This window comes from Salinicola tamaricis (assembly GCF_003006155.1).
Taxonomy (GTDB): Bacteria; Pseudomonadota; Gammaproteobacteria; order Pseudomonadales; family Halomonadaceae; genus Salinicola; species Salinicola tamaricis.
Genome location: NZ_CP023559.1, coordinates 1,865,135 through 1,885,914, shown reverse-complemented (window position 1 = coordinate 1,885,914; position 20,780 = coordinate 1,865,135). Strand labels below are relative to the sequence as shown.

Here is a 20,780-nt window from a genome sequence, read left to right as displayed (position 1 = left end):
ATAACCCCCTGTTTTCATAAATTTACCGATATAGCACTAGGCTAACCGCATAATTCTAAGACCTTTGTCGCACATCCATAATGTTCGTTTTCGCGCAATAATGACTCAAAGCGAAACATCAGAGAGCGAACTCGAACATGAGCGGCGATACTTACGATCTGATTGTCATCGGCGGCGGCATCAATGGCGCCGGCATTGCCCGCGATGCGGTGGGCCGAGGGCTGTCGGTGCTGCTGGTCGAGGCCGACGATCTCGCCAGCCATACCTCCTCGTCTTCTACCAAGCTGATTCACGGCGGCCTGCGCTATCTGGAGCAGTACGAGTTCAAGCTCGTGGCCAAGGCGCTTTCCGAGCGGGAAGTGCTGCTCAAGATGGCACCCCATATCATCTGGCCGATGCGCTTCGTGCTCCCCCATCAGAAGCATCTGCGCCCGGCGTGGATGATCCGCACCGGCCTGTTCCTGTATGACCACCTCGGTGGAAAACAGACGCTGGCGAACTCCCACGGCATCAAGTTCTCCGGCCATCCGGCCGGCGCACCATTGAAAGCGGCGTTCACCAAGGGCTTCGTCTACTCCGATGCCTGGGTTCAGGATGCCCGCCTGGTCGTCCTCAACTGCATGGATGCAGCCGACCGCGGCGCACGCATCATGACCCGCACCCGGGCCGAGACGGCGACACGCAGTAGCGATGGCTGGCAGGTGACACTCAAGACCTGCGATGGCGAAACCAGCGAGGTTCGCGCACGCGGGTTGGTCAACGCGGCGGGCCCCTGGGCGGTGCGCTTTCTGGACGATATCGCCTCGCAGAACCACCCCTATGCGCTGCGCCTGATCAAGGGCAGCCATATCGTGGTCGAGCGCCTGTTCGCGCATGACTACGCCTATATCTTCCAGCAGCCGGATGGCCGCATCGTTTTCGCCATCCCCGAGCGCGATTTCACCCTGATCGGCACAACCGATGTCGAGCATCAGGGCGCGCCGGGCAAGGTGGCGATCGACGCCGACGAAATCGCTTATCTCTGCGAGGCCATCAACCGCTATTTCGAGCGCCCAATCGGCCCTGAAGACGTGGTCTGGAGCTACTCCGGCGTGCGCCCGCTGCTCGACGATCACGAGGACAACGCCAGCGAGATCACCCGCGACTACCGCATCCAGCTCGACACGGCCGGTGGCGCGCCACTGCTCAATGTCTTCGGCGGCAAGCTGACGACCTATCGGCGCCTGGCCGAAGACGCCGTCGACCAGCTGGCGCCGGCGCTCGGCCACCGCGAGAAGGCCTGGACCCATAGCGGCCATCCGCTGCCCGGCGGCGATGACGCCAATCCGCAGCAGCTCGTCGCGTCGCTGCAGAGCCGCTACCCCTTCGTGCCATCGCCGATGGCCACGCGCCTGGTGTTCAACTACGGCACCCGAGCGCTGACGATCCTGGGCCAGGCCGAACGGCTGGACGATCTCGGCGAACACTTCGGCGCCGATCTCTACGCCGCCGCCGAAGTCGACTACCTGCGCGCACACGAATGGGCACGAACCGCGGAAGACATCCTCTGGCGCCGCACCAAGCTCGTCCTGCGTCTCGATGACAGCGAGCAGCGCCGACTCGCCGATTATCTCGCAGCATCCGCTGCCAACACGGAGGAAGAAAAAGCGTAAGCGTCCACCCAGTCACGCTCCGGCCATCGGCTTCACGATCGATCCGTCACCGCCGTTCAGGTCCGTTCGGAGCTCATCACAGATAGACGAATATCACGGGAGTCAAAATGGGAGTCATAGAAAAGATAGTGCTGCACGAGATAGCCGGTACGGCCTGCATGACGCTGCTCGGCTGCGGCGTGGTCGCCAACGTGCTGCTCAAGAAGACCGGTGGCCATAACGGTGGCCCACTCTTGATCTTTTTCGGCTGGGGACTCGCGGTCTATTGCGGCGTGTGGATCGCGTTCGATACCGGGGCGCATCTCAATCCGGCCATCACCCTCGCGCTGTGGCTGGGCCCGGCCTCCGAGTACGCCAAGGGCATCCCCATCACCCTGGACAATACCCTGGCCTATTTCACCGGCGAGTTCGTGGGCGCCTGGCTGGGTGCGGTGCTCCTGCTACCTCTGCTACAAGAAGCAGTACGACGACACCGAGGATGCCACCACTATTCTGGCCACCTTTTCGACCATCCCACAGATCCGGTCGCGGGTCTGGAACTGCGTGACCGAAGCCATCGGGACCTTCGTGCTGGTGTTCGTCGTCATCATGTTCGGCCATACGCCCAACGGGCTCGGCCCCTTGGCCGTGGCACTGCTGGTGGTCGCGATCGGCGCCTCGCTGGGCGGGCCCACTGGCTATGCGATCAACCCTGCCCGCGATATGGGGCCACGGCTGGCGCACGCCATGCTGCCCATTCAACACAAGGGAGCCAACGACTGGGGCTATGCGTGGGTGCCCTTCGTCGGCCCGATCATCGGCAGCAGTCTGGCTGCCCTCGTCGCAACGGTCTATTGAGCTGCATTCGGCTCTGCAAAGACACACCATTCGGAAGGAGCGTTCTCCCATGAGTGACAAGAAGAAATACATCCTCGCCATCGACCAGGGCACCACCAGTTCGCGCGCCATGCTGTTCGATCATCAGGGCAAGATCGCCGGCATGGCCCAGCGCGAGTTCGAGCAGATCTTCCCGCGGCCGGGCTGGGTCGAGCACAACCCGCGCGACATCATGACCAGCGTGCTGACCACCTTGACCGAGGTGATCAACAACTCCCAAGTCAATGTCGAGGAGATCGCCGGCATCGGCATCACCAACCAGCGTGAAACCACGGTGATCTGGGACAAGCACACCGGCCAGCCGGTCTATAACGCAATCGTCTGGCAGTCACGTCACTCGGCCGAGATCTGCGACGAGCTGCGCGAAGCGGGGCATGCCGACAAGGTCCGCGACAAGACCGGCCTGGTGATCGATGCCTACTTCTCGGGCACCAAGATCAAGTGGATTCTGGATAACGTCGACGGCGTCAGGGAGAAAGCCGAGAAAGGCGACCTGCTGTTCGGCACCATGGACTCCTGGCTGATCTGGAACCTGACCGGCGGTGCCGAGCATGTCACCGACGTGACCAACGCCTCGCGCACGCTGATGTTCAATATCCGCGAGCGCCGCTGGGACCCGGAACTGCTGGAGATGCTCGGCGTACCGGAATTGATGCTGCCCGAGGTCAAGTCCTCCAGCGAGATCTACGGCTACATGCTGCCCAAGTTCCTGTTCGGCACCAAGCTGCCGATCGCAGGCATCGCCGGCGACCAGCAGGCGGCGCTGTTCGGCCAGGCGTGCTTCAAGCCCGGTATGGCCAAGAACACCTACGGCACCGGCTGCTTCACGCTGATGAATACCGGTAGCGAAGCGACGATCTCAGACAACGGCCTGCTCACCACCATTGCCTGGGAGATCGACGGCGAGGTCGAGTACGCGCTGGAAGGTGCCATCTTCGTCGCCGGTTCGGTGGTGCAGTGGCTGCGCGACGGGCTGCGCATGCTGGGCAAGGCCTCCGACTCCGAAGCCTACGCCGAACGCGCCGGCGACAGCGAGGGCGTCTATCTGGTGCCCGCCTTCACCGGTCTCGGCGCGCCCTACTGGAACTCCAATGTGCGTGGCGCCATGTTCGGGCTGTCACGCGGTACCAGCAAGGAGCAGTTCATTCGCGCCGCGCTCGAATCGATGGCCTACCAGACCGCCGACGTACTCACGGCGATGCAGGCCGACGCGGGCATCGATCTGACCGAGCTGCGCGCCGACGGTGGCGCCATCGCCAACAACTTCCTGGCCCAGTTCCAGGCCGATATCCTGGGTGTCGACGTGCTGCGCAGCGAGATCAGCGAGACCACCGCACTCGGCGCGGCCTATCTCGCCGGGCTGGCCCTCGGCTTCTGGGAGTCCCGCGAGCAGATCTCCGAGCAGTGGGCGATCGAACGCCGCTTCGAACCGAGCATGCGCCAGGATCGCCGCGATGCGCTCTACGACGGCTGGAAGCGAGCGGTGCAGGCGACCATGGCGTTCCAGGTCGCTTCCTAAGCGTCCCGCACCTCGCATCGGAACAGACAGGGCCCGAGTCCTCCCCGCTGGGGGCTCGGGCCCTTGTCGTCCCATCGGCCGGATACACTTCCACCCCCGCCCGCCTCCAGGCGCTTCTACTTCCCAGCCCCCAAGACGAAGCGCCCTCGAATCCGGATAATGGCCGCCATCCACCTCCTGTCAGCTACGGAGGTCAGCCACTTACCAACGCGGTCTCTCTCCATGGAAATCAAGGTCAACTATCTCGACAACCTGCGCCAGGAAGCCAAGTTCGACGACTTCACGGTGATCACCGACCAGCCGATCCGCTACAAGGGCGACGGCTCGGCGCCGGGGCCGTTCGACTACTTCCTCGCCTCCACGGTGCTCTGCGCGGCCTATTTCGTGCGGGTCTACTGCAACGCCCGTGAGATCCCCACCGAGAACATCCGGCTGTCGCAGAACAACATCGTCGACCCGGAGAACCGCTACAACCAGATCTTCCGTATCCAGATCGAACTGCCGGCGGATATCTCCGACAAGGACCGCACCGGCATTCTGCGCTCGATCGAGCGCTGCTCGGTCAAGCGGGTGATCCAGAACAACCCCGAGTTCCAGATCGAGGCGGTGGAGAACATCGACGAAAACGCCCAGGCGCTGCTGATGGGCGGCTCGCTCGACAAGGACGGCGAGAGCCAGGAGACCTGGATCGAAGGCAAGGACCTGCCGCTGGAGCGAACCATCGCCAACATGACAGGCATCCTCGAGCGTCTCGGCATGAAGATCGAGATCGCCTCCTGGCGCAATATCGTGCCCCACGTCTGGTCGCTGCACATTCGCGACGCCGCTTCGCCGATGTGCTTCACCAATGGCAAGGGAGCGACCAAGGAGGCCGCGCTGTGCTCGGCGCTGGGCGAGTTCATCGAGCGCCTCTCCTGCAACTTCTTCTACAACGATCAGTTCTTCGGCAGCGAGATCGCCGCCAGCGAGTTCGTCCACTATCCGAACGAGCGCTGGTTCCAGCCGGGGCCGGACGACGCGCTGCCCAGCGAGATTCTCGACGACCACTGCCGCGCGATCTTCGACCCGGACGGCGAGCTCCGAGGCTCGCACCTCTATGACACCAACTCCGGACGCACCGACCGCGGCATCGTCTCGCTGCCGTTTCAGCGCCACTCGGACGGCGAGACGGTATGGTTCCCCTCCAACCTGATCGAGAACCTCTATCTCAGCAACGGCATGAGCGCGGGCAACACCCTTGCCGAAGCGCAGGTGCAGTGTCTCTCCGAGATCTTCGAGCGGGCGGTGAAGCGCCAGATCATCGAGCAGGAGATCGCGCTACCGGACGTGCCCGAGGCGGTGCTGGCGCAGTACCCGACGATTCTCGAAGGCGTGCAGGCGCTGGAGGCCCAGGGCTTCCCGGTGCTGGTCAAGGATGCCTCGCTCGGCGGGCGCTTCCCGGTCGCCTGCGTCACCTTGATGAACCCGCGCACCGGCGGCGTGTTCGCCTCCTTCGGCGCGCACCCCAGCCTGTCGGTCGCCATCGAACGCAGCCTCACCGAACTGCTGCAGGGGCGCAGCTTCGAAGGCATGAACGACCTGCCGCCGCCCACCTTCAACACCCAGGCGGTGAGTGAACCCAACAACTTCGTCGAGCACTTCATCGACTCTTCCGGCGTGGTGTCGTGGCGCTTCTTCAGCGCCACGGCGGACGTCGACTTCGTCGAGTGGGACTTCTCCGGCACCAACGACGAGGAGGCCGAGCGCCTGTTCGCGATTCTCGACGACGAGGGGCTGGAGGCCTATGTCGCCACCTTCGAGGATCTCGGCGCCCCGGTGTGCCGCATCCTGGTGCCCGGCTACTCCGAGGTCTACCCGGTCGAGGATCTGGTGTGGGACAACACCAACATGGCGCTGGCCTTCCGCGAGGATATCCTCGCCCTGCACCGCCTCGACGAGACGCAACTGACCGACCTGCTCGAGCGTCTGGAGGAGAGCGAGCTCGACGAGCAGATGAAGATCGTCACCCTGATCGGCATCGAGTTCGACGACAACACCGTCTGGTCTGAGCTGACCATCGCCGAGCTGAAGCTGCTGATCCAACTGGCGCTGGGGCGCCTCGAAGACGCCCTGGACGGCGCGCAGATGTTCTTGCAGTTCAACGACAACACCGTCGACCGCGGACTCTTCTATCAGGCACTGTCGGCGGTGCTCGAGATCGCCCTGGACGACGATCTCGAGCTCGACGACTACCGCCACAACCTGACCCGGATGTTCGGCGAGGCGAAGATGGCAGACGCCATCGGCGCGGTGGAGGGCTCGGTGCGCTTCCCCGGGCTGACACCGACCAGCCTTGAGCTCGACGGTATCGAGCGCCACCAGCGCCTGCTCGAGAGCTATCACAAGCTGCACGCCTGGCGCGCGACGCACCGGGGCTGAGCGCGCCCGGCACGCCGCCAGCACACCCTGGGACCACCTATCGAGTCGGTTCCGGGGTTTCCGTGTGCCCCCACCGCATCAACACCCGCCGCGCGCCAGCTTCTCGATCATCCAGCGGTGAATCGCACTCTCCTGGGTGCGCGGATGCCAGGCAACGGCGACCTCGAACGTCGGCGTGGCGAAATCGATGGTGAGCGGCGCCACCTTGGGATTGGGCAGCAGCCGCGCGGGATAGAAAGCGATCAGGTCGGTGGTGTAGAGCACATCCGGCGCCGCCTTGAACGTCGGCACGGAGATGACGATATGGCGCTCCAACCCCTGGTCGGCGAACCACTGATCGTGGGAGCCCTTGAGCGCCGAACGTGACGGCGAGACCACCAGCTGCGGCAGCGCGGCGATCTCCCCGATCGACAGCGTCCGGCCGTGCAGCGGCGAACAGGGGCTGGCGACGCAGACGTGGCGATCGTCGAAGAGCGTGAGATAGGGCAGCGAATCGGGCAGAAAGTCCGGGAACGAGAGCGCCAGATCGAGCTCGCCAGAGATCAGCTTGCGCTCGACCTGATCGCTCTCGAAGGGCTGCACGATCAGCCTGAGAAACGGCGCCTGCTGACGCACCTCGTGCAGAAACGCCGGCAAGATCGCCTGCATCGCATAGTCGGTCGCGCTGAGCGTCACCACGCCCTCATAGGTGGCCGGGGTGAACTCGGCCGGCGACAGCAGCGCCTCGATCTCGTGAAGAATCCGCTCGACCCGCTCGCCGAGTTCGAGCGCCAGCGGCGTGGCGGTCATGCCGTTACCCTGACGAGAAAAGCCGGTCGTCGAAGAGCTCGCGCAGCTTGCGCAGTGTTCGCTGATCGCCTGCTGGGTCAGCCCCATGCCCGCGGCGACGCGGGAGAGATTGCGTTCGCGCAGCAGCGCCTGGAGCACCCGCAGCTGCTTCAGATCGAGCCGGTTGAGCCGCCCGGCGCGTCGCATACGCGCTGTACCCCCCAGTGGCCTGGCGCTGTCGCCTGGCCCACGCTCATCGTTCCAACCATCCCACTCATATTGGTGACCTTTACAAAGAAACCTTGTTTCTAATGGTAGCGCGGACTCCCTACTCTCTCCGCATCGAATTCGACCGAGACGCGGCGGACAGGCTTCGCCGCCAGGAGAGGGAAGAGAGTGAATAACGCAGCACTGTTCGAATCGGTCAGACTGGGGCCGTATACCCTGAAAAACCGTATCGTGTTGCCGCCGCTGACGCGCTCGCGCAGCAGCCAGCCGGGTAACGTCCCCAACGACTGGATGGTCGAGTACTACAGCCAGCGTGCGGGTGCCGGCTTCATGGTCACCGAAGGCACGCAGATCGAGCCGCGGGGCCAGGGCTACGCCTGGACGCCGGGTATCCATTCGCAGGCGCAGATCGCGGGCTGGCGGGCAGTCACCGCAGCCGTTCATGCCCGCGGTGGCGTGATCTTCTCCAGCTATGGCATGTCGGGCGGGTCTCGCACCGCTCGCTGCAGCCGGGCGGTAAGGCGCCGATCGCGCCGTCGGCGATCCGCGCCGACTCGGTCAGCGTCTTCGTCGAGACCGCACCGGGCGAAGGCATGCTCACCGCGCCAAGCGAACCCGAGGCGCTGACCACTGCCGGCGTCGAAGACCTGGTCGAACGCTACGCCCAGGCAGCGCGCAATGCCCTGGCAGCGGGCCTCGACGGGGTCGAACTGCACTGCGCCAACGGCTATCTGGTCAACCAGTTCCTGTCCGAGCACACCAACACCCGTACCGACCGTTACGGCGGTAGCCTCGACAACCGCCTGCGCTTTCTCGAGGAGATCGTCGACGCGGTGGCCGGCATCTTCGGTGCGGAACGCGTCGGCGTGCGCTTCTCGCCGCTGTTCGAGAGCACCGAGGAGGATCGCGTCTATCTGGGGCTGGTCGAGAGCGACCCGCATACCACCTACCTCACCGCCATCGAGCGCCTGGAACAGGCTGGCGTCGCCTACGTGTCGCTCGCTGAAGCGGACTGGGACAACGCCCCGGATCTGCCGGAGACCTTCTACCGCGCCGTGCGCGAGACGTTTTCCGGCTGCCTGCTCTATGCGGGGCGCTACACGCCTGAGAAAGCCCTCTGGATGCGCGAACGGGGCTACGGCGATCTGTTCGCCTTCGGGCGTCCTTTCATCGCCAACCCCGACCTGCCCCAACGGCTCTACCACGGCTGGCCGCTGAACGACGTCGACCCGGCGACGATGTACGGCGGCACTGACGTCGGCTATATCGACTATCCCACCTACGCCGAGGCCGCAGCCGAAGCCAACATCGGCGCCGCTATCGACGCCCCCGCGGAGGAAGGCTCGGCTCGATAGGCGCGCGCCCCTGCCCGCCGCCACAGGGACTCAGCCGCTGGCCTCGACGATTCAACCGCTGGCCTCGACGATATAGCGCGCGATCATCAGATCGAGATGCGCGCCACCACCGTTCTTGTAGAGCGTGATGTCGCTGTCGTCACGGCGGCCGGGCGCGCCGCCGAGCAGCTCGCGCAGGTCGCCCAGCACATCGCTCTGCGCGATGGTGCCGGCGGCCAGCGGGATGGCCAACTCGCCGATATGGCCCAGGGTACTGTCGCGGCTGTCGACGAACAGCCGCGCGCGGGTCAGCAGGGTGTCGTCGGCCTCGCGCATGTCGGACTTGAAGGCGCCTATCAGATCGACATGGGTGCCGGGCCGCACCCACTCGCCACGCAGAAACGGCTCACGCGCCAGGGTGGCAGTGGCGATGATATCCGCCTGGCCGGCGGCCTCGGCCAGTTCGCTCACCGCCACCACAGGCATACGGTGGCCGGCATAACGTTCGGCCAGCGCCGTTGCGCGGGCCGGCGTACGGTTCCACAGGCTGATGCGTTCAAGGGAAGGGAACAGCGCGCTATACGCTTCGATCAGACTCGCCGCCACCGCCCCGGCGCCACAGATCAGCAGCTCACGGCTGTGCGGCCGCGCCAGGCACAGCGCTCCCAGCACCGAGTCGCTGGCGGTCTTGATCTCGGTGACCAGGCGGCTGTCGAGCACCGCCTGCAGCCGACCATCCTCGGGGGCGAAGTAGAGCATCGCCCCCTGCACCGTGGGCAGCCCGCGCGCGGCGTTGGCCTCGAATACGGTCACCGCCTTGGCGCCGTAGCCGAGCCCGGGGATGAAGCAGGAGCGGTTGAGCAACGTGCCCCCGGCCGGGCCGAGAAAGCTGTCGTCGATCTGTGGCGGCGCGCCCAGATGGCCCTGGCGCAGGGCCTCGACCGCGCCCGCCCAGTCCAGCGCGCCGCGCGCGTCCTCATAGCCGATCTGGCGCATCCGTTGGCCCTCACTGCTGGTGTCGTATTGGTGGTATCCGCTCGACCCTAGCCAGTGTGGATGCCGCAGCGCAAGCGCCGACGCTCAGACGGAGTCGGCCTCGAGCAGGCGCACCGCCAGGTGCACGAAATCCACCGACGAGACGATCCCCACCAGGCGCCCGTCGCCGTCGACCACCGGCATCGCGCCGTGACGATTGTCGAGCAGGGTGCGGCCGGCTTCGGCCAGGGGCGTCTCCGGCGTCAGCGTCAGCACCTCACCGGAAAGCACCTCTTCGACCGAGATCAGGGCCAGGTGATGGCTCAGGCGATTCGAGCCATAGACGTTGGTGATCTGCAGCGCCTCACGCAGCACCACCTTCTGATTGAGCATTCCCACCAGTCGGTCCTGGGCGTCGAGCACCGGCAGATGCCGAATCTTGTGCTCGCGCATCGCCTCGTTGCCATCGTGCAGCGACTGATCGAGACGCAAGGTAAGCACGTCGCGGATCATGATCCGCCACGCGTTGGGGTAATGCCTGACTCATACCGACTCTCCTCGAGTGACCCTAGGGGAAATTGACCAACCGTTGACCCATACACAGACCGATCGACTATTCTGCTGATTATCGGCAGCAGGCCGGCCTGGCGTAGGCCTTACATGCGTTTTTGCGCAAAAACCACCTGCGTTCACCGAACTCGTGCGGCGACGCTTCACGTCGCCGTCATCTCCCCGCTCTAGGCTTCTCGCGTAACGCCCGTGACCGCCCGAGGAGATGCCCCGTGACCACGCCCAAGCCCCCATCACCCGTCGCGAACTGCTGGCCCGCGGCGGCCAGCTCGGCCTTGCCACTGCCGGCCTGCTCGGCGCGCGGCCATCGTGCTCGCCGAAGGGCGCCGCCCCGCGGTGGAGGGCGGGGTCATGAGCGGCGACGTACTGCCCGACCGCGCCATGCTGTGGGCCCGCGCCGACCGCCCGGCGCGGATGCTGATCGAGGTCGCCGACAATCCCGACTTCCGGGCCGCCCGCCAGCTGCCCTGGGTCGATGTGCTGCCCGACAGCGGGCTGATCGGCAAGCTCGATGCCACCGGGCTCGGCGGCATGCCGGAAGTCCACTATCGGGTGCGTTTCGCGGCTCTGGGTGACGCCCGGGCGGTCAGCGAGCCGGTGGTCGGCCCGCCTGCACCTGCCGCCGAGCGCACCGCGGGATCTGCGCTTCGTGTGGTCCGGCGACGTGGTCGGTCAGGGCTGGGGCATCGATGAGTCCCGCGGCGGCATGCGCACCTGGGAGGCGATGCGCCAGGTGCGCCCGGACTTCTTCATCCACTCCGGCGACAGCGTCTACGCCGATGGCCCGCTCGACTCGCAGGTCGCGCTGCCCGATGGCAGCACCTGGCGCAACATGGTCACCCCAGCCAAGCAAAGGTGGCCGAAACCCTCGAGGAGTATCGCGGCCAGCACGCCTACAACCATCTCGATGCCAACTTCCGCCGCTTTGCCGCCGAGGTGCCGATCCTGGCCCAGTGGGACGACCACGAGACGATCAACAACTGGTACCCGCAGGAGATCCTCGACGACGACCGCTATACCGAGAAGCGCGTGGCCCTACTCGCGGCCCGCGCCCGCCAGGCGTTTCTCGACTACATGTGCGGCTGTCGGGCGGCGGCGGCGCCGCAGCGCATCTACCGCTTCGCCTACGGCCCGGGCATGGAGGTGTTCATGCTCGACATGCGCAGCTACCGCGGCCCCAACAGCGCCAATCTTCAGGCCGAGGGCTCGCCGGCCACCGCCTTCATCGGTGAGGATCAGTTCCGCTGGCTGCACCAGGCGCTCAAGCGCTCCACCGCGACCTGGAAGATCATCGCCGCCGACATGCCAATCGGCCTGGTGGTGCCGGATGGCGACGACTTCGAGGCGATCGCCAACGCCGACCCCGGCCAGCCGCTGGGCCGCGAGCTGGAGCTCGCCCGCCTGCTCAAGGCGATCCGCGACGACGATATCGCCAACGTGGTGTGGTTCACCGCCGACGTGCACTACACCGCCGCCCACCACTATGCGCCGGAGCGCGCCGCCTTCAAGCAGTTCAAACCGTTCTGGGAGTTCGTCAGCGGCCCACTGCACGCCGGCACCTTCGGCCCCAATGACTTAGACGCCACTTTCGGCCCCAAGGTGGTGTTCCAGAAGGCGCCGCCGGCGGGCCAGAAGAACCTGCCGCCCTCGGCGGGCTATCAGTTCTTCGGTCAGGTCGACCTCGACGGCGCGAGCGAAACGCTGACGGTAACGCTGAAGGATAGCGACGGCACCGCCCTGCATACCCAGATGCTGACGCCCGAAAACCGCGCCTGAGCTCGCCGATTTTTCAGGCAGCACCTGGCACACAGCGCCGGCGTGGCAACCCGCCCGCCGGCGCTGGCTCTTAGAACGCCTTTCACAGCTCCTAGACGACGTGGGCTTATCCGGCGGCAGGGCGTCGCGAGGGCGCTGTGAACCCCTCCCTGGGCGCTACCTTTGCCATCCCTGGCAAAGGACCCTCGCTTTGCCCTGCCCCCGGCGCCCATCGTCAGAGGAGTTTGGAGATGGGCTCTTAGACGTAGCGTGCCCGAAACTGCCACTCCCCGGGCCCCACATCGTTGCGGATCGCCGCCACCAGCGCCGGGTCGAGGCGCGGATCATCCAGCGCATACAGGCCGCACCCCGCCAGCGCCTGGCGCACGTTCAGTGCCCCCGGGAGACGCTCGTAGACCACCCGCACGCTGCAGGGCATGCGCTCGCTGCTGTCGGCGACACCGAGCTTGAGACCGGAAAGCCGGTAGACCTGGCTCTTGAAGCTAGGGAACAGGATCGTCTGGGTGATCTCGTGGCCGTTGAGCGACTCGTGGTCGACCAGGAACAGACGGTCGCTCAGCAGCATCGCCACCCCTCGGTAGCGGTTGTGACATAGCCGCCCACCGCCGACGGCCGGCATGCGCTCGGTGCGCTGGTAGACCACGTCGTCGCCGCGGCGCTCGAGGCACACCAGGGTGCACAGCACGTGCCCGGGTCGCGACATCGCCAGGTAGTACTCGTGGTAGTAGCCCAGATAGCGCGACATCCCCTGGCGGCCCGTCTCCAGCAGCGCCGCCGGTAACCCCAGGTCAGCAGCAACACCCTCGGCGCCTCCCTGCCCCGGCGTGCCGGGGCGCAGCCGCACCAGCGTCTGGAACTCGGCGTGGGGCAGCACGATCTCGTGGAGCTCGACCCCGAAGAAATCGCAGACCCGGCGCATGGTGTGGCCGGCGGGCCGGTAGCGCCCGCTGAGGTAGCGGTTGAACTGGGCGCGATTGATCTCCAGCCGCCGACACACCTCGGCAATCGAGCGGTAGTAGCTGCACAGCAGCCGCAGATTGGCGGCGAAATCGTCCTGCATGAGAAGGGCTCGCTGAAGGCTGGTGCACTCTGGTGCACTGGGTGCGCAAAAGAGTGCGTCAGGCTGCAACAGGACGTCAAATTCCCCGCCGCTCAGCGAGTGATTAAATGCGTGGCGACGCCTCGATGCCGTCCACAACGCGGTCCAGGACGACGCGCGTCACGATGGCGCGTCCGCGACCACGCGTTCCACAACAACTCGTTGCATAACAACCGGATTCACAACAGCTGAATTCACAACAACCGGACTCACAACAACACAAGAGCGGAGACAACGCATGCTGGATTTCCTCAACGACCTGCTGTGGGGCAAGGTCCTGCTGGTGCTGCTGATCGCCGTGGGCGTCGGCTTCACCCTCGCCTCACGCTTCGTGCAGTTTCGCTACTTCGGCCAGATGTTTCGCATTCTCGGCGCCAGCCAGGCCTTCCGGCGCGACAAGCACGGCCATCTGAGCTCATTCCAGGCGCTGGTGCTGTCGGTGGCCGGACGCGTCGGCGGCGGCAACATCGCCGGTGTGGCGGTGGCGATCACCCTCGGCGGGCCGGGGGCGATATTCTGGATGTGGGTGGTCGGCCTGATGGGCATGGCCACCAGCTTTCTGGAGTGCACCCTGGCTCAGACCTACAAGGAAGCCGAGGCCGACGGTACCTACCGCGGCGGCCCGGCCTACTACATCTCGCGTGGTCTGGGGCAGCGCTGGCGCTGGCTGGCGGTGGTCTATTCGGTGCTGCTGCTGGTGACCTTCGGCTTCGCCTTCACCGCGCTGCAGTCCTACGCCGTGGCGACGTCGTTCGGCGATGCCTTCGGCGTACCGGTGCTCTACAGCGGCCTGGGCCTGGCGCTGATCGTGGGCCTGATCATCTTCGGCGGCATCAAGCGCATCGCGCGTATCTCCGAGGTGCTGGTGCCGTTCATGGCCGGCGGCTATCTGCTGATCGCGCTGCTGGTGCTGGGCCTCAACATCGAGAAGATCCCCGACGTGATCGTGCTGATCGTGAAGAGCGCCTTTGGCCTCGAACCGGCGATCGGCGGCGGTATCGGTGCGGCGATCATGATGGGCGTCAAGCGCGGCCTGTTCTCCAACGAAGCGGGCCTCGGCAGCGCGCCCAACGTGGCCGCCGTGGCCTATGTGCCGCATCCGGCCAACCAGGGCATCGTGCAGGCGTTCTCGGTGTTCATCGACACCGTGGTCATCTGCTCGGCCACCGCGTTCATGATCCTGCTCAGCGGCGTCTATGACCCGGCCTCGACCAGCGACGTGGCGGGGATCGCACTGACCCAGGCGTCGATGGCCGACCATGTCGGTGAGTGGGGTCGCACCTTCGTCAGTCTGGCGCTGCTGCTGTTCGCCTTCAGCACCATCCTCTACAACTACTATCTGGGCGAAAACAGCCTCAACTACTTCAGCCGCGGCAACCAGACCCTGTTCAACGCCTTCCGCGTGGCCATCGTGCTGCTGGTGTGCTGGGGCGCGACCACCGATCTGGGCACGGTCTTCGGCTTCGCCGACGTCACCATGGGCCTGCTGGCGGTTGCCAACCTGGTCGCGCTTATCCTGCTGTTCAAGTCGGGGCTGCGCATCCTCAAGGACTTCGACGGTCAGCGGCGCCGGGGCATCGAACGCCCGATCTTCAACGCCAAGGACCACCCGGAACTCGATCTGGACCCGCAGGCGTGGGAGCTGGCGCCGGAAGATCTCGAACGCGCCCACCGCACCCTGGGCAATACCCCCGCCGCCAGCCGGGGCTGAGCCCCCGCGATCACGGCCCCGCCCACAGCGGAGCGGGGCCGTCTTCTGCCCGGGTGGTTCCGTCAGCGCTATACCAGCTTGCCGGGGTTCATGATGCCCAGCGGATCGAGTGCGGCCTTGAGGGTGCGCATCACCGCCCAGCCCTCGCCATGTTCGGCCTCCATATAGGCGCGCTTACCGCTGCCGATACCATGTTCGCCGGTGCAGGTGCCGCCGGCGGCGAGCGCGCGTTCGATCAGGCGCCGGTTGAAAGCCGCCAGCGTCTCGAGTTCGTCGGGACTCTCCCGATCCACCGCGACGACCAGATGGAAGTTGCCATCCCCGACATGGCCGAGCAGCGGCGCTATCAGGCCGCTGGCGGCCACGTCGGCCTGGGTCGCTTCAATGCAGGCGGCGAGCTCGGAGATCGGTACGCAGATATCCGTGGCCAGAAACTCCGCCCCCGGGCGCAGCGCCTTGGCTGCGTAGGCCGCGTCGTGGCGTGCCTGCCATAGCGCGCTGCGCTCCTCCTCTTTGGTCGCCCAGGCGAAGTCGCTGCCGCCGAACTCCTGGCACAACGCGGCCATGCTCTCCGCCTGCTCCTTCACGCCAGCATGGGTTCCGTGAAATTCGAGGAACAGGGTCGGCTTCTCGGCGTAGTCGAGGTGCGAGAACCGGTTGACCGCGCGCATGGCGAGCGCGTCCATCAGTTCGATGCGTGCCATGGGAATACCGTACTGGATCGAGGCGATCACGGTGTCGACCGCCCCAGCGACATCCTCGAAAGACACGGTCGCCGCCGACACCGCCTCGGGCAGGCCGTGCAGCCTGACGGTCAGCTCGGTGATGATGCCGAGCGTGCCTTCGGCGCCGATCATCAGATGGGTCAGGTCGTAGCCGGCAGCGGACTTGCGCGCCCGGCTGCCGGTCTTGACGATGCGCCCGTCCGGCATCACCACCGTCATCGCCAGCACGTTCTCGCGGAGGGTGCCGTAGCGCACGGTGTTGGTGCCACTGGCCCGGGTCGAGGCCATGCCGCCCATGCTCGCATCTGCGCCCGGGTCGACAGAGAAGAACAGGCCGCTGGCACGCAGGTGGCTATTGAGCTGGGTCCGGGTCACGCCGGGCTGGACGGTGGCGTCCATGTCCTCGGGGCGCACGACGAGAATCGCATTCATCGCCGAGAGATCGACACACAGTCCACCGTGCTCGGCGATCACCTGCCCTTCGATCGAGGTGCCGACCCCGTAGGGGATCACCGGCACCCGGTGGCGGGCGCAGGCGTTGACAACCGCGGCCACCTCTTCGGTGGTGTGGGGAAAACAGACCGCATCCGGCGCGGCCGGGTGATGCCAGGACTCATCATGACCGTGCTGATCGCGCACGCCGCGGGCGGTGGTGATCCGCTCGCCGAGTCGCGGCGCGAGTTCGCCGATCAGCGCCTCGAGCGCGGCCTCCGAGGGCCGCGGCGGCAGAGCAAGCGATGGGGAAGCGGTAGCAGGGGTCATGGGGAAACCTCGTGAGTACATCGGTACCGTGCCGACGATGAGCATGCTATCGGTTGTGCCACTAGCATACCCAACCGTGGGCGGTGGGGGGCAACTACCAGACACGGCTGGCACCGCCATGTCTTCGCTATGTGGTCTCCATCTAGCCTCTATGTGGTCTCCAGGTAGTCTCTATGTGTCGATCACGCCGATCATCGCCGGCGGCCCCGCCCCCGCGCGGGGGCCGTCTCGGCACATCCCGGCTACACTGGCTGTCGCCGCAGCCCGCGGTGGATGCCCGAGAGCCCCCATGCCGCCAGCGCCACAGCCCGCCGAGAACCCGCCTCTCGAATCACATGCGTCTGCCCCATCTCATACGCCCTCACGGCGCAGCCAATGCGGCCTGGATGGCCTGAACTTTTTCCTCGCCGATGTGCGCGACGGCGTGGGGCCCTTCCTGGGGATCTACCTGCTGACCCGCTTCGACTGGAGCGCAGGGCAGATCGGTCTGGCGATGTCGGCGATGACCTTCGCCACCATGCTCTCCCAGAGCCCCGCCGGGGTACTGCTCGACATCACCCACCTCAAGCGCCTGCTCACCGCCCTCGCCACCCTGGTGGTGGCGGTCTGCAGCGTGCTGATGACACTGCCGGCCTTCGTCAATCTGCCCTCGATCCTGCTGCTGCAGGCGCTGATGGGGGTCAGTGCGGCACTGCTGCTGCCGGCGGTGGCGGCGATCACCCTGGGCATGGTGGGTCGCCGGCGCTTCCCCGCGCGCCAGGGCCGCAACGAGGTGTTCAACCACCCGGCAACGTGGTCTCGGCACTGCTCGCCGGGCTGCTGGCGCACTTCCTGAGCATCGAGTGGCTGTTCTACTCGCTGCTGCTGTTCGCCTGCGGCAGCCTGATCAGCGCGCTGGCGATCCGCGAGACGGACATCGACCATGTCGCCGCCCGCGGTGCGGTGGCACAGGAGACAACCGACGCGCAACCCCATGCCAGCGGCCTGCTGCAGGTGCTGCGCGACCGCCGGGTGCTGATGCTGGGCGCGGCGCTGACGCTGTTTCACTTCGCCAACGCGGCGCTTGATGCCCGCTGGTCGGCCAGTACCTGACCCTCGGCGATCAGGAGGCCGCCTCGCTCTACATGTCGGCGTGCATCGTGATCGCGCAGCTGGTGATGAACCGGTGGCCTGGTGGGCGGGGCGCCGGGCGATGAGCTGGGGCGACGGCCGGTATTGATGATCGGCCTGCTCGCGCTGCCGCTGCGCGGCCTGCTCTACGGAGTCAGCAACGATCCGGTGTGGCTGCTGCTGGGCAGGCGCTGGATGGCATCGGTGCGGGAATCTTCGGCGTGCTGTGGCTGATCGTGGCCGCCGACCTGACCCGCGGCAGCGGGCGCTACAACGCCACCGTCGGGGTCCTCGGTACGCTGTTCGCGCTTGGCGCAGCCGCCTCCAACCTGGTCGCGGCTATGTGGTGGATGCCAGCGGCTATGTCGGCGGCTTTGTGTTCCTCGCTGCCTTCGGCGCGCTGGCACCGCTGGTATTCTGGTTCGGGGTGGGCGAGACACGCAGCGCCGATGCAGACTAGGCCGTGCCGAACACCTCGCGCAGGTGAGAGCGATAGGCGGCGACGTCACGCTCGACGTCGGGCGCCTTGATCACGTCGTTGGCGATGAAGGTGGGCAGCGCGGCCAGCCCGATGAACTGCTGCGCCTTGTGGAACGGGAAATAGACCCCGTCGACACCCCGCCCCTCGAGAAGTCGCCGGGTGAATCGAACGCTTCGCGGGGGGCGTTCCAGGTCAGCGAGAGCAGATAACGCCGCCCCTGGAGCAGCCCACCGCTGCCGTACTGGCGGCTGGGGTCCTGGCGCGAGCGACCATCGCTGGCATAGAGCGACCCGTGGCCGGCGGTGAACACCTCGTCGAGATAGCGCTTCACACTCCAGGGTGCTCCCATCCACCAGCCGGGCATCTGATAGACGATGGCGTCGGCCCACAGATCTTGTCGACCTCCGCCGCGCTGTCGTAGCCCTGCTCGATCACCGTCTCGCGGATCTCCCGTGGAGCTGACCGAGGGTCTCCATGGCGGCCGCGTGCAGGGTATTGTTGAGTTTCACCGCGGGAATGCGCGAAGGCCTTGCCGCCGTTGATCAGTAGTATCTTCATGTCGATATCTCTCCCGATAGCTGGTGATGACCGCGCCTCGGGCGCTGCGCGCCGTTCGCTGCCACCCTTCGATGCGCCCTATTGTGGGGTAACCGCACGCGGGAAAAAACCCGTGCCCCGGCAAGTCATCCTTGCTTTAGAATCAACAACCCGCGCCGACACGCCTTCCGCCACCGACGGCTTACGGATCATGAAAAGCACTCTCGAAGAACAGCAGGCCTTCATCGCCGTGGTCGACTGCGGCTCGATCAGCCGCCGCCGAACGGCTCGGCATCACCGTCTCGGGGGTGCCGCGCGCTCAACCGCCTCGAACGCAAGCTCGAGACCACGCTGATGCGGCGCACCACACGGCGCCTGGAGCTGACCCAGGAGGGCGAGACCTTTCTCGATCATGCCGGCGTATCCTCAATGCCGTAGAGGCCGCCGAGGAATCCGTGTCGGGCACCACGACCAGCCCCAAGGTCGGCTACGGGTCAACGCGCTCCGAGCTTCATGCAACTGGTGATCGTGCCGCTGATCGGCGATTCCGCCGCCGCTATCCGGGTATCACGCTGGCGTTGGATACCCACGACCGCTTCGTCGATCTGCTCGAGCAGCGGGTCGATCTGGCGATTCGTATCGGTGACCTGGAAGACTCCTCGCTGCACCGCGCGCACCCTGGGCACAGCCCGCTGCGGCTGCTCGCCAGCCCGGCCTATCTCGAACGCCGCGGTACCCCGCAGCAGGTGGCATCCCTGGCGGATCACGACCTGCTCGGCTTCAACCAGCTCGACCACCTCAACCGCTGGCCGCTGCGCGATGCCCACGGCGAGCCGCTGCTCATCACTCCTACGCTCAGCGCCTCCAGCGGCAGCACCCTGCTCAGCCTGGCGCTGGCCGGTGAAGGGATCGTCTGCCTGGCCGATTACATGACCCTGCAGCCGCGTCAGCGTGGCGAGCTGGTGGAGGTACTGGCCGCGGCAACGGAACGCCAGACCCAGCGGGTCAGCGCTGTCTACTATCAGCAGAGCGCCCTGACCCGACGCGCCCGCGCCTTCATGGACTTTCTCGCCGAGCGTCTGCCAAGCAGCCATCTGGAGGCGTGACGCCGCGCCATCCCGGCCCTGCACGTCCACGCCTCCCCCTTGAGATCTCCCGGCGTCATGCTAGCGTCACGCCCGCGCGCCAGACTGCGATCGCCTGCCATGGATGGATGATGGCTAGGCGGGTGAGTGACTATCGAGGTGAGTGACTATTGGGATGAGTGGCTAGTTGGAACTATTGGGATGAGTGGCTAGGTGAATAGACGCCCTCATGCAGTAGGTCGCGCGGTTGCGTCGGCCGATCGCGCGGCAATCGAGGACCCTGAGATGCTGATCAAGACGCTGCGCGCTGCCTGGCTGGCGCTGGGCCTGGCCATGATGATGCTGGGCTCACCGCCGGCTCACGCCGCCGCCGATACCGCCATTTGCTACAACTGCCCGCCGGAGTGGGCCGACTGGGGCACCCAGCTGCAGGCCATCGCGGCCGATATCGGCGTCCACGTGCCCCCGGACAGCAAGAATTCCGGCCAGTCGTTGGCCGCGCTCAGCGCGGAGAGACACAACCCGATGGCGGACGTGGTCTACTATGGCGTTACCTTCGGCATTCAGGCCGCCGAGCAGGGGCTGGTGCAGCCCTACAAGCCGGCACACTGGGACGCGATTCCCGACGGCATGAAGGACCCGGAAGGCAAGTGGTTCGCGGTCCACTCCGGCACCCTGGGCTTCATGGTCAACGTCGATGCCCTGCACGGCGTGCCGGTGCCGCAGTCGTGGCGCGATCTCCTCAAGCCCGAGTACCGCACCATGGTCGGCTATCTCGACCCCGGCTCGGCGTTCGTCGGCTATGTCGCCGCGGTCGCCGTCAATCGCGCCCTGGGCGGCACGCTCGACGACTTCACCCCGGCCATCGAGTGTTCCAGAAGCTGCAGGCCAACAGCCCATCGTGCCCAGGCAGACCGCCTACGCCCGGGTGCTCTCCGGTGAGATTCCGATCCTGCTCGACTACGACTTCAACGCCTATCGTGCGCGCTACCAGGACCACACGAACGTGCGCTTCGTGATCCCGCAGGAGGGCACCATCAGCGTGCCCTACGTGATGAGCCTGGTGGCCGACGACCGAAACCCGTGGCGGCCAGGAACGTGCTCGACTACGTACTCTCCGACAAGGGTCAGGCGATCTGGGCCGATGCCTACCT

19 protein-coding genes and 3 pseudogenes are annotated in these 20,780 nt (G+C 66.1%); 15 read left to right on the top strand and 7 right to left on the bottom strand.

From position 1 onward, the window contains the following. Positions 1-137 precede the first annotated feature (137 nt). The 5 genes and pseudogenes from glpD to CN538_RS08675 all read left to right on the top strand — a co-directional run bounded on the left by glpD (position 138) and on the right by CN538_RS08675 (position 6,465). On the top strand, positions 138-1,652 hold the full coding sequence (gene glpD / locus CN538_RS08690) for a glycerol-3-phosphate dehydrogenase (protein WP_106419180.1): 1,515 nt from the start codon (positions 138-140) through the stop codon (positions 1,650-1,652). A 107-nt stretch (positions 1,653-1,759) separates the two neighbouring features. Then, positions 1,760-2,074, top strand: a pseudogene (locus tag CN538_RS26165) (aquaporin); the annotation flags it as partial. Between the two features lie 121 nt (positions 2,075-2,195). Further along, positions 2,196-2,489, top strand: a complete 294-nt coding sequence (locus CN538_RS24275; protein WP_277985125.1) for an MIP/aquaporin family protein — start codon at positions 2,196-2,198, stop codon at positions 2,487-2,489. Positions 2,490-2,538: 49 nt separating this feature from the next. Continuing rightward, positions 2,539-4,047, top strand: coding sequence for a glycerol kinase GlpK (gene glpK, locus CN538_RS08680; RefSeq protein WP_106419179.1), 1,509 nt, complete (start codon positions 2,539-2,541; stop codon positions 4,045-4,047). Positions 4,048-4,269: 222 nt separating this feature from the next. After that, positions 4,270-6,465: an OsmC domain/YcaO domain-containing protein gene (locus CN538_RS08675; protein ID WP_106419178.1), complete on the top strand. Its 2,196-nt coding sequence runs from the start codon at positions 4,270-4,272 to the stop codon at positions 6,463-6,465. 78 nt (positions 6,466-6,543) lie between these two features. On the opposite strand, the gene CN538_RS08670 is transcribed toward CN538_RS08675, so the two are convergent. Further along, positions 6,544-7,440 carry a LysR family transcriptional regulator gene (locus CN538_RS08670; RefSeq protein ID WP_242495694.1) on the bottom strand — a complete coding sequence of 299 codons (897 nt, stop codon included), beginning with the start codon at positions 7,438-7,440 and terminating at the stop codon, positions 6,544-6,546. Between the two features lie 189 nt (positions 7,441-7,629). Between CN538_RS08670 and CN538_RS08665 the strand changes: the two are divergent. After that, positions 7,630-8,816: pseudogene (locus tag CN538_RS08665) on the top strand (alkene reductase). Between the two features lie 51 nt (positions 8,817-8,867). Here the strand turns inward: CN538_RS08665 and CN538_RS08660 are convergent. Together CN538_RS08660 and CN538_RS08655 are read right to left on the bottom strand one after the other, a co-directional pair. After that, positions 8,868-9,791, bottom strand: a complete 924-nt coding sequence (locus CN538_RS08660; RefSeq protein WP_106419177.1) for an ornithine cyclodeaminase family protein — start codon at positions 9,789-9,791, stop codon at positions 8,868-8,870. Between the two features lie 84 nt (positions 9,792-9,875). Then, positions 9,876-10,283, bottom strand: coding sequence for a CBS domain-containing protein (locus CN538_RS08655; RefSeq protein ID WP_106419176.1), 408 nt, complete (start codon positions 10,281-10,283; stop codon positions 9,876-9,878). 366 nt (positions 10,284-10,649) lie between these two features. Between CN538_RS08655 and CN538_RS22535 the strand changes: the two genes are divergently transcribed. From CN538_RS22535 to CN538_RS22525, 3 genes and pseudogenes are all read left to right on the top strand, one after another. Then, positions 10,650-11,033 carry a PhoD-like phosphatase N-terminal domain-containing protein gene (locus CN538_RS22535; protein ID WP_242495693.1) on the top strand — a complete coding sequence of 128 codons (384 nt, stop codon included), beginning with the start codon at positions 10,650-10,652 and terminating at the stop codon, positions 11,031-11,033. Positions 11,034-11,046: 13 nt separating this feature from the next. Continuing rightward, positions 11,047-11,130: pseudogene (locus tag CN538_RS22530) on the top strand (hypothetical protein); the annotation flags it as partial. Between the two features lie 65 nt (positions 11,131-11,195). Continuing rightward, a complete protein-coding gene (locus CN538_RS22525) occupies positions 11,196-12,116 on the top strand; it encodes an alkaline phosphatase D family protein (protein WP_242495692.1) in 921 nt (306 codons plus the stop codon). Positions 12,117-12,354: 238 nt separating this feature from the next. On the opposite strand, the gene CN538_RS08645 is transcribed toward CN538_RS22525, so the two are convergent. Then, positions 12,355-13,176 carry a helix-turn-helix transcriptional regulator gene (locus CN538_RS08645; protein WP_106419175.1) on the bottom strand — a complete coding sequence of 274 codons (822 nt, stop codon included), beginning with the start codon at positions 13,174-13,176 and terminating at the stop codon, positions 12,355-12,357. A 277-nt stretch (positions 13,177-13,453) separates the two neighbouring features. On the opposite strand from CN538_RS08645, the gene CN538_RS08640 reads away from it, so the two are divergent. Further along, positions 13,454-14,926, top strand: coding sequence for an alanine/glycine:cation symporter family protein (locus CN538_RS08640; protein WP_106419174.1), 1,473 nt, complete (start codon positions 13,454-13,456; stop codon positions 14,924-14,926). Positions 14,927-14,994: 68 nt separating this feature from the next. Here CN538_RS08640 and CN538_RS08635 read toward each other — a convergent pair whose 3' ends face one another. Next, positions 14,995-16,413, bottom strand: coding sequence for an FAD-binding oxidoreductase (locus tag CN538_RS08635; RefSeq protein WP_106419173.1), 1,419 nt, complete (start codon positions 16,411-16,413; stop codon positions 14,995-14,997). A 289-nt stretch (positions 16,414-16,702) separates the two neighbouring features. Here CN538_RS08635 and CN538_RS08630 point away from each other — a divergent pair, with 289 nt between their 5' ends. The 3 genes from CN538_RS08630 (at position 16,703) to CN538_RS20315 (ending at position 17,757) form a co-directional block, all read left to right on the top strand. After that, positions 16,703-17,248: an MFS transporter gene (locus tag CN538_RS08630; protein ID WP_164999548.1), complete on the top strand. Its 546-nt coding sequence runs from the start codon at positions 16,703-16,705 to the stop codon at positions 17,246-17,248. Further along, a complete protein-coding gene (locus CN538_RS08625; protein WP_106419171.1) occupies positions 17,206-17,505 on the top strand; it encodes a hypothetical protein in 300 nt (99 codons plus the stop codon). The genes CN538_RS08630 and CN538_RS08625 overlap by 43 nt, the downstream gene beginning before the upstream one ends. 81 nt (positions 17,506-17,586) lie before the next feature. After that, complete coding sequence (locus tag CN538_RS20315) at positions 17,587-17,757, top strand: hypothetical protein (RefSeq protein WP_164999547.1); 171 nt, start codon at positions 17,587-17,589, stop codon at positions 17,755-17,757. A 296-nt stretch (positions 17,758-18,053) separates the two neighbouring features. Here CN538_RS20315 and CN538_RS26160 read toward each other — a convergent pair whose 3' ends face one another. Together CN538_RS26160 and CN538_RS26155 are read right to left on the bottom strand one after the other, a co-directional pair. Beyond that, a complete protein-coding gene (locus CN538_RS26160) occupies positions 18,054-18,335 on the bottom strand; it encodes an NAD(P)H-dependent oxidoreductase (RefSeq protein ID WP_422917560.1) in 282 nt (93 codons plus the stop codon). After that, a complete protein-coding gene (locus tag CN538_RS26155; RefSeq protein WP_422917559.1) occupies positions 18,332-18,562 on the bottom strand; it encodes a hypothetical protein in 231 nt (76 codons plus the stop codon). Before CN538_RS26155 ends, CN538_RS26160 begins: the two co-directional genes overlap by 4 nt. 434 nt (positions 18,563-18,996) lie before the next feature. On the opposite strand from CN538_RS26155, the gene CN538_RS08615 reads away from it, so the two are divergent. Both CN538_RS08615 and CN538_RS22520 read left to right on the top strand, forming a co-directional pair. Further along, the gene (locus CN538_RS08615) at positions 18,997-19,647 is read left to right on the top strand and encodes a LysR substrate-binding domain-containing protein (RefSeq protein WP_242495691.1); all 651 of its coding nucleotides are present in this window, start codon (positions 18,997-18,999) and stop codon (positions 19,645-19,647) included. 264 nt (positions 19,648-19,911) lie between these two features. Then, on the top strand, positions 19,912-20,568 hold the full coding sequence (locus tag CN538_RS22520; protein WP_242495690.1) for an ABC transporter substrate-binding protein: 657 nt from the start codon (positions 19,912-19,914) through the stop codon (positions 20,566-20,568). Positions 20,569-20,780 lie beyond the last annotated feature (212 nt).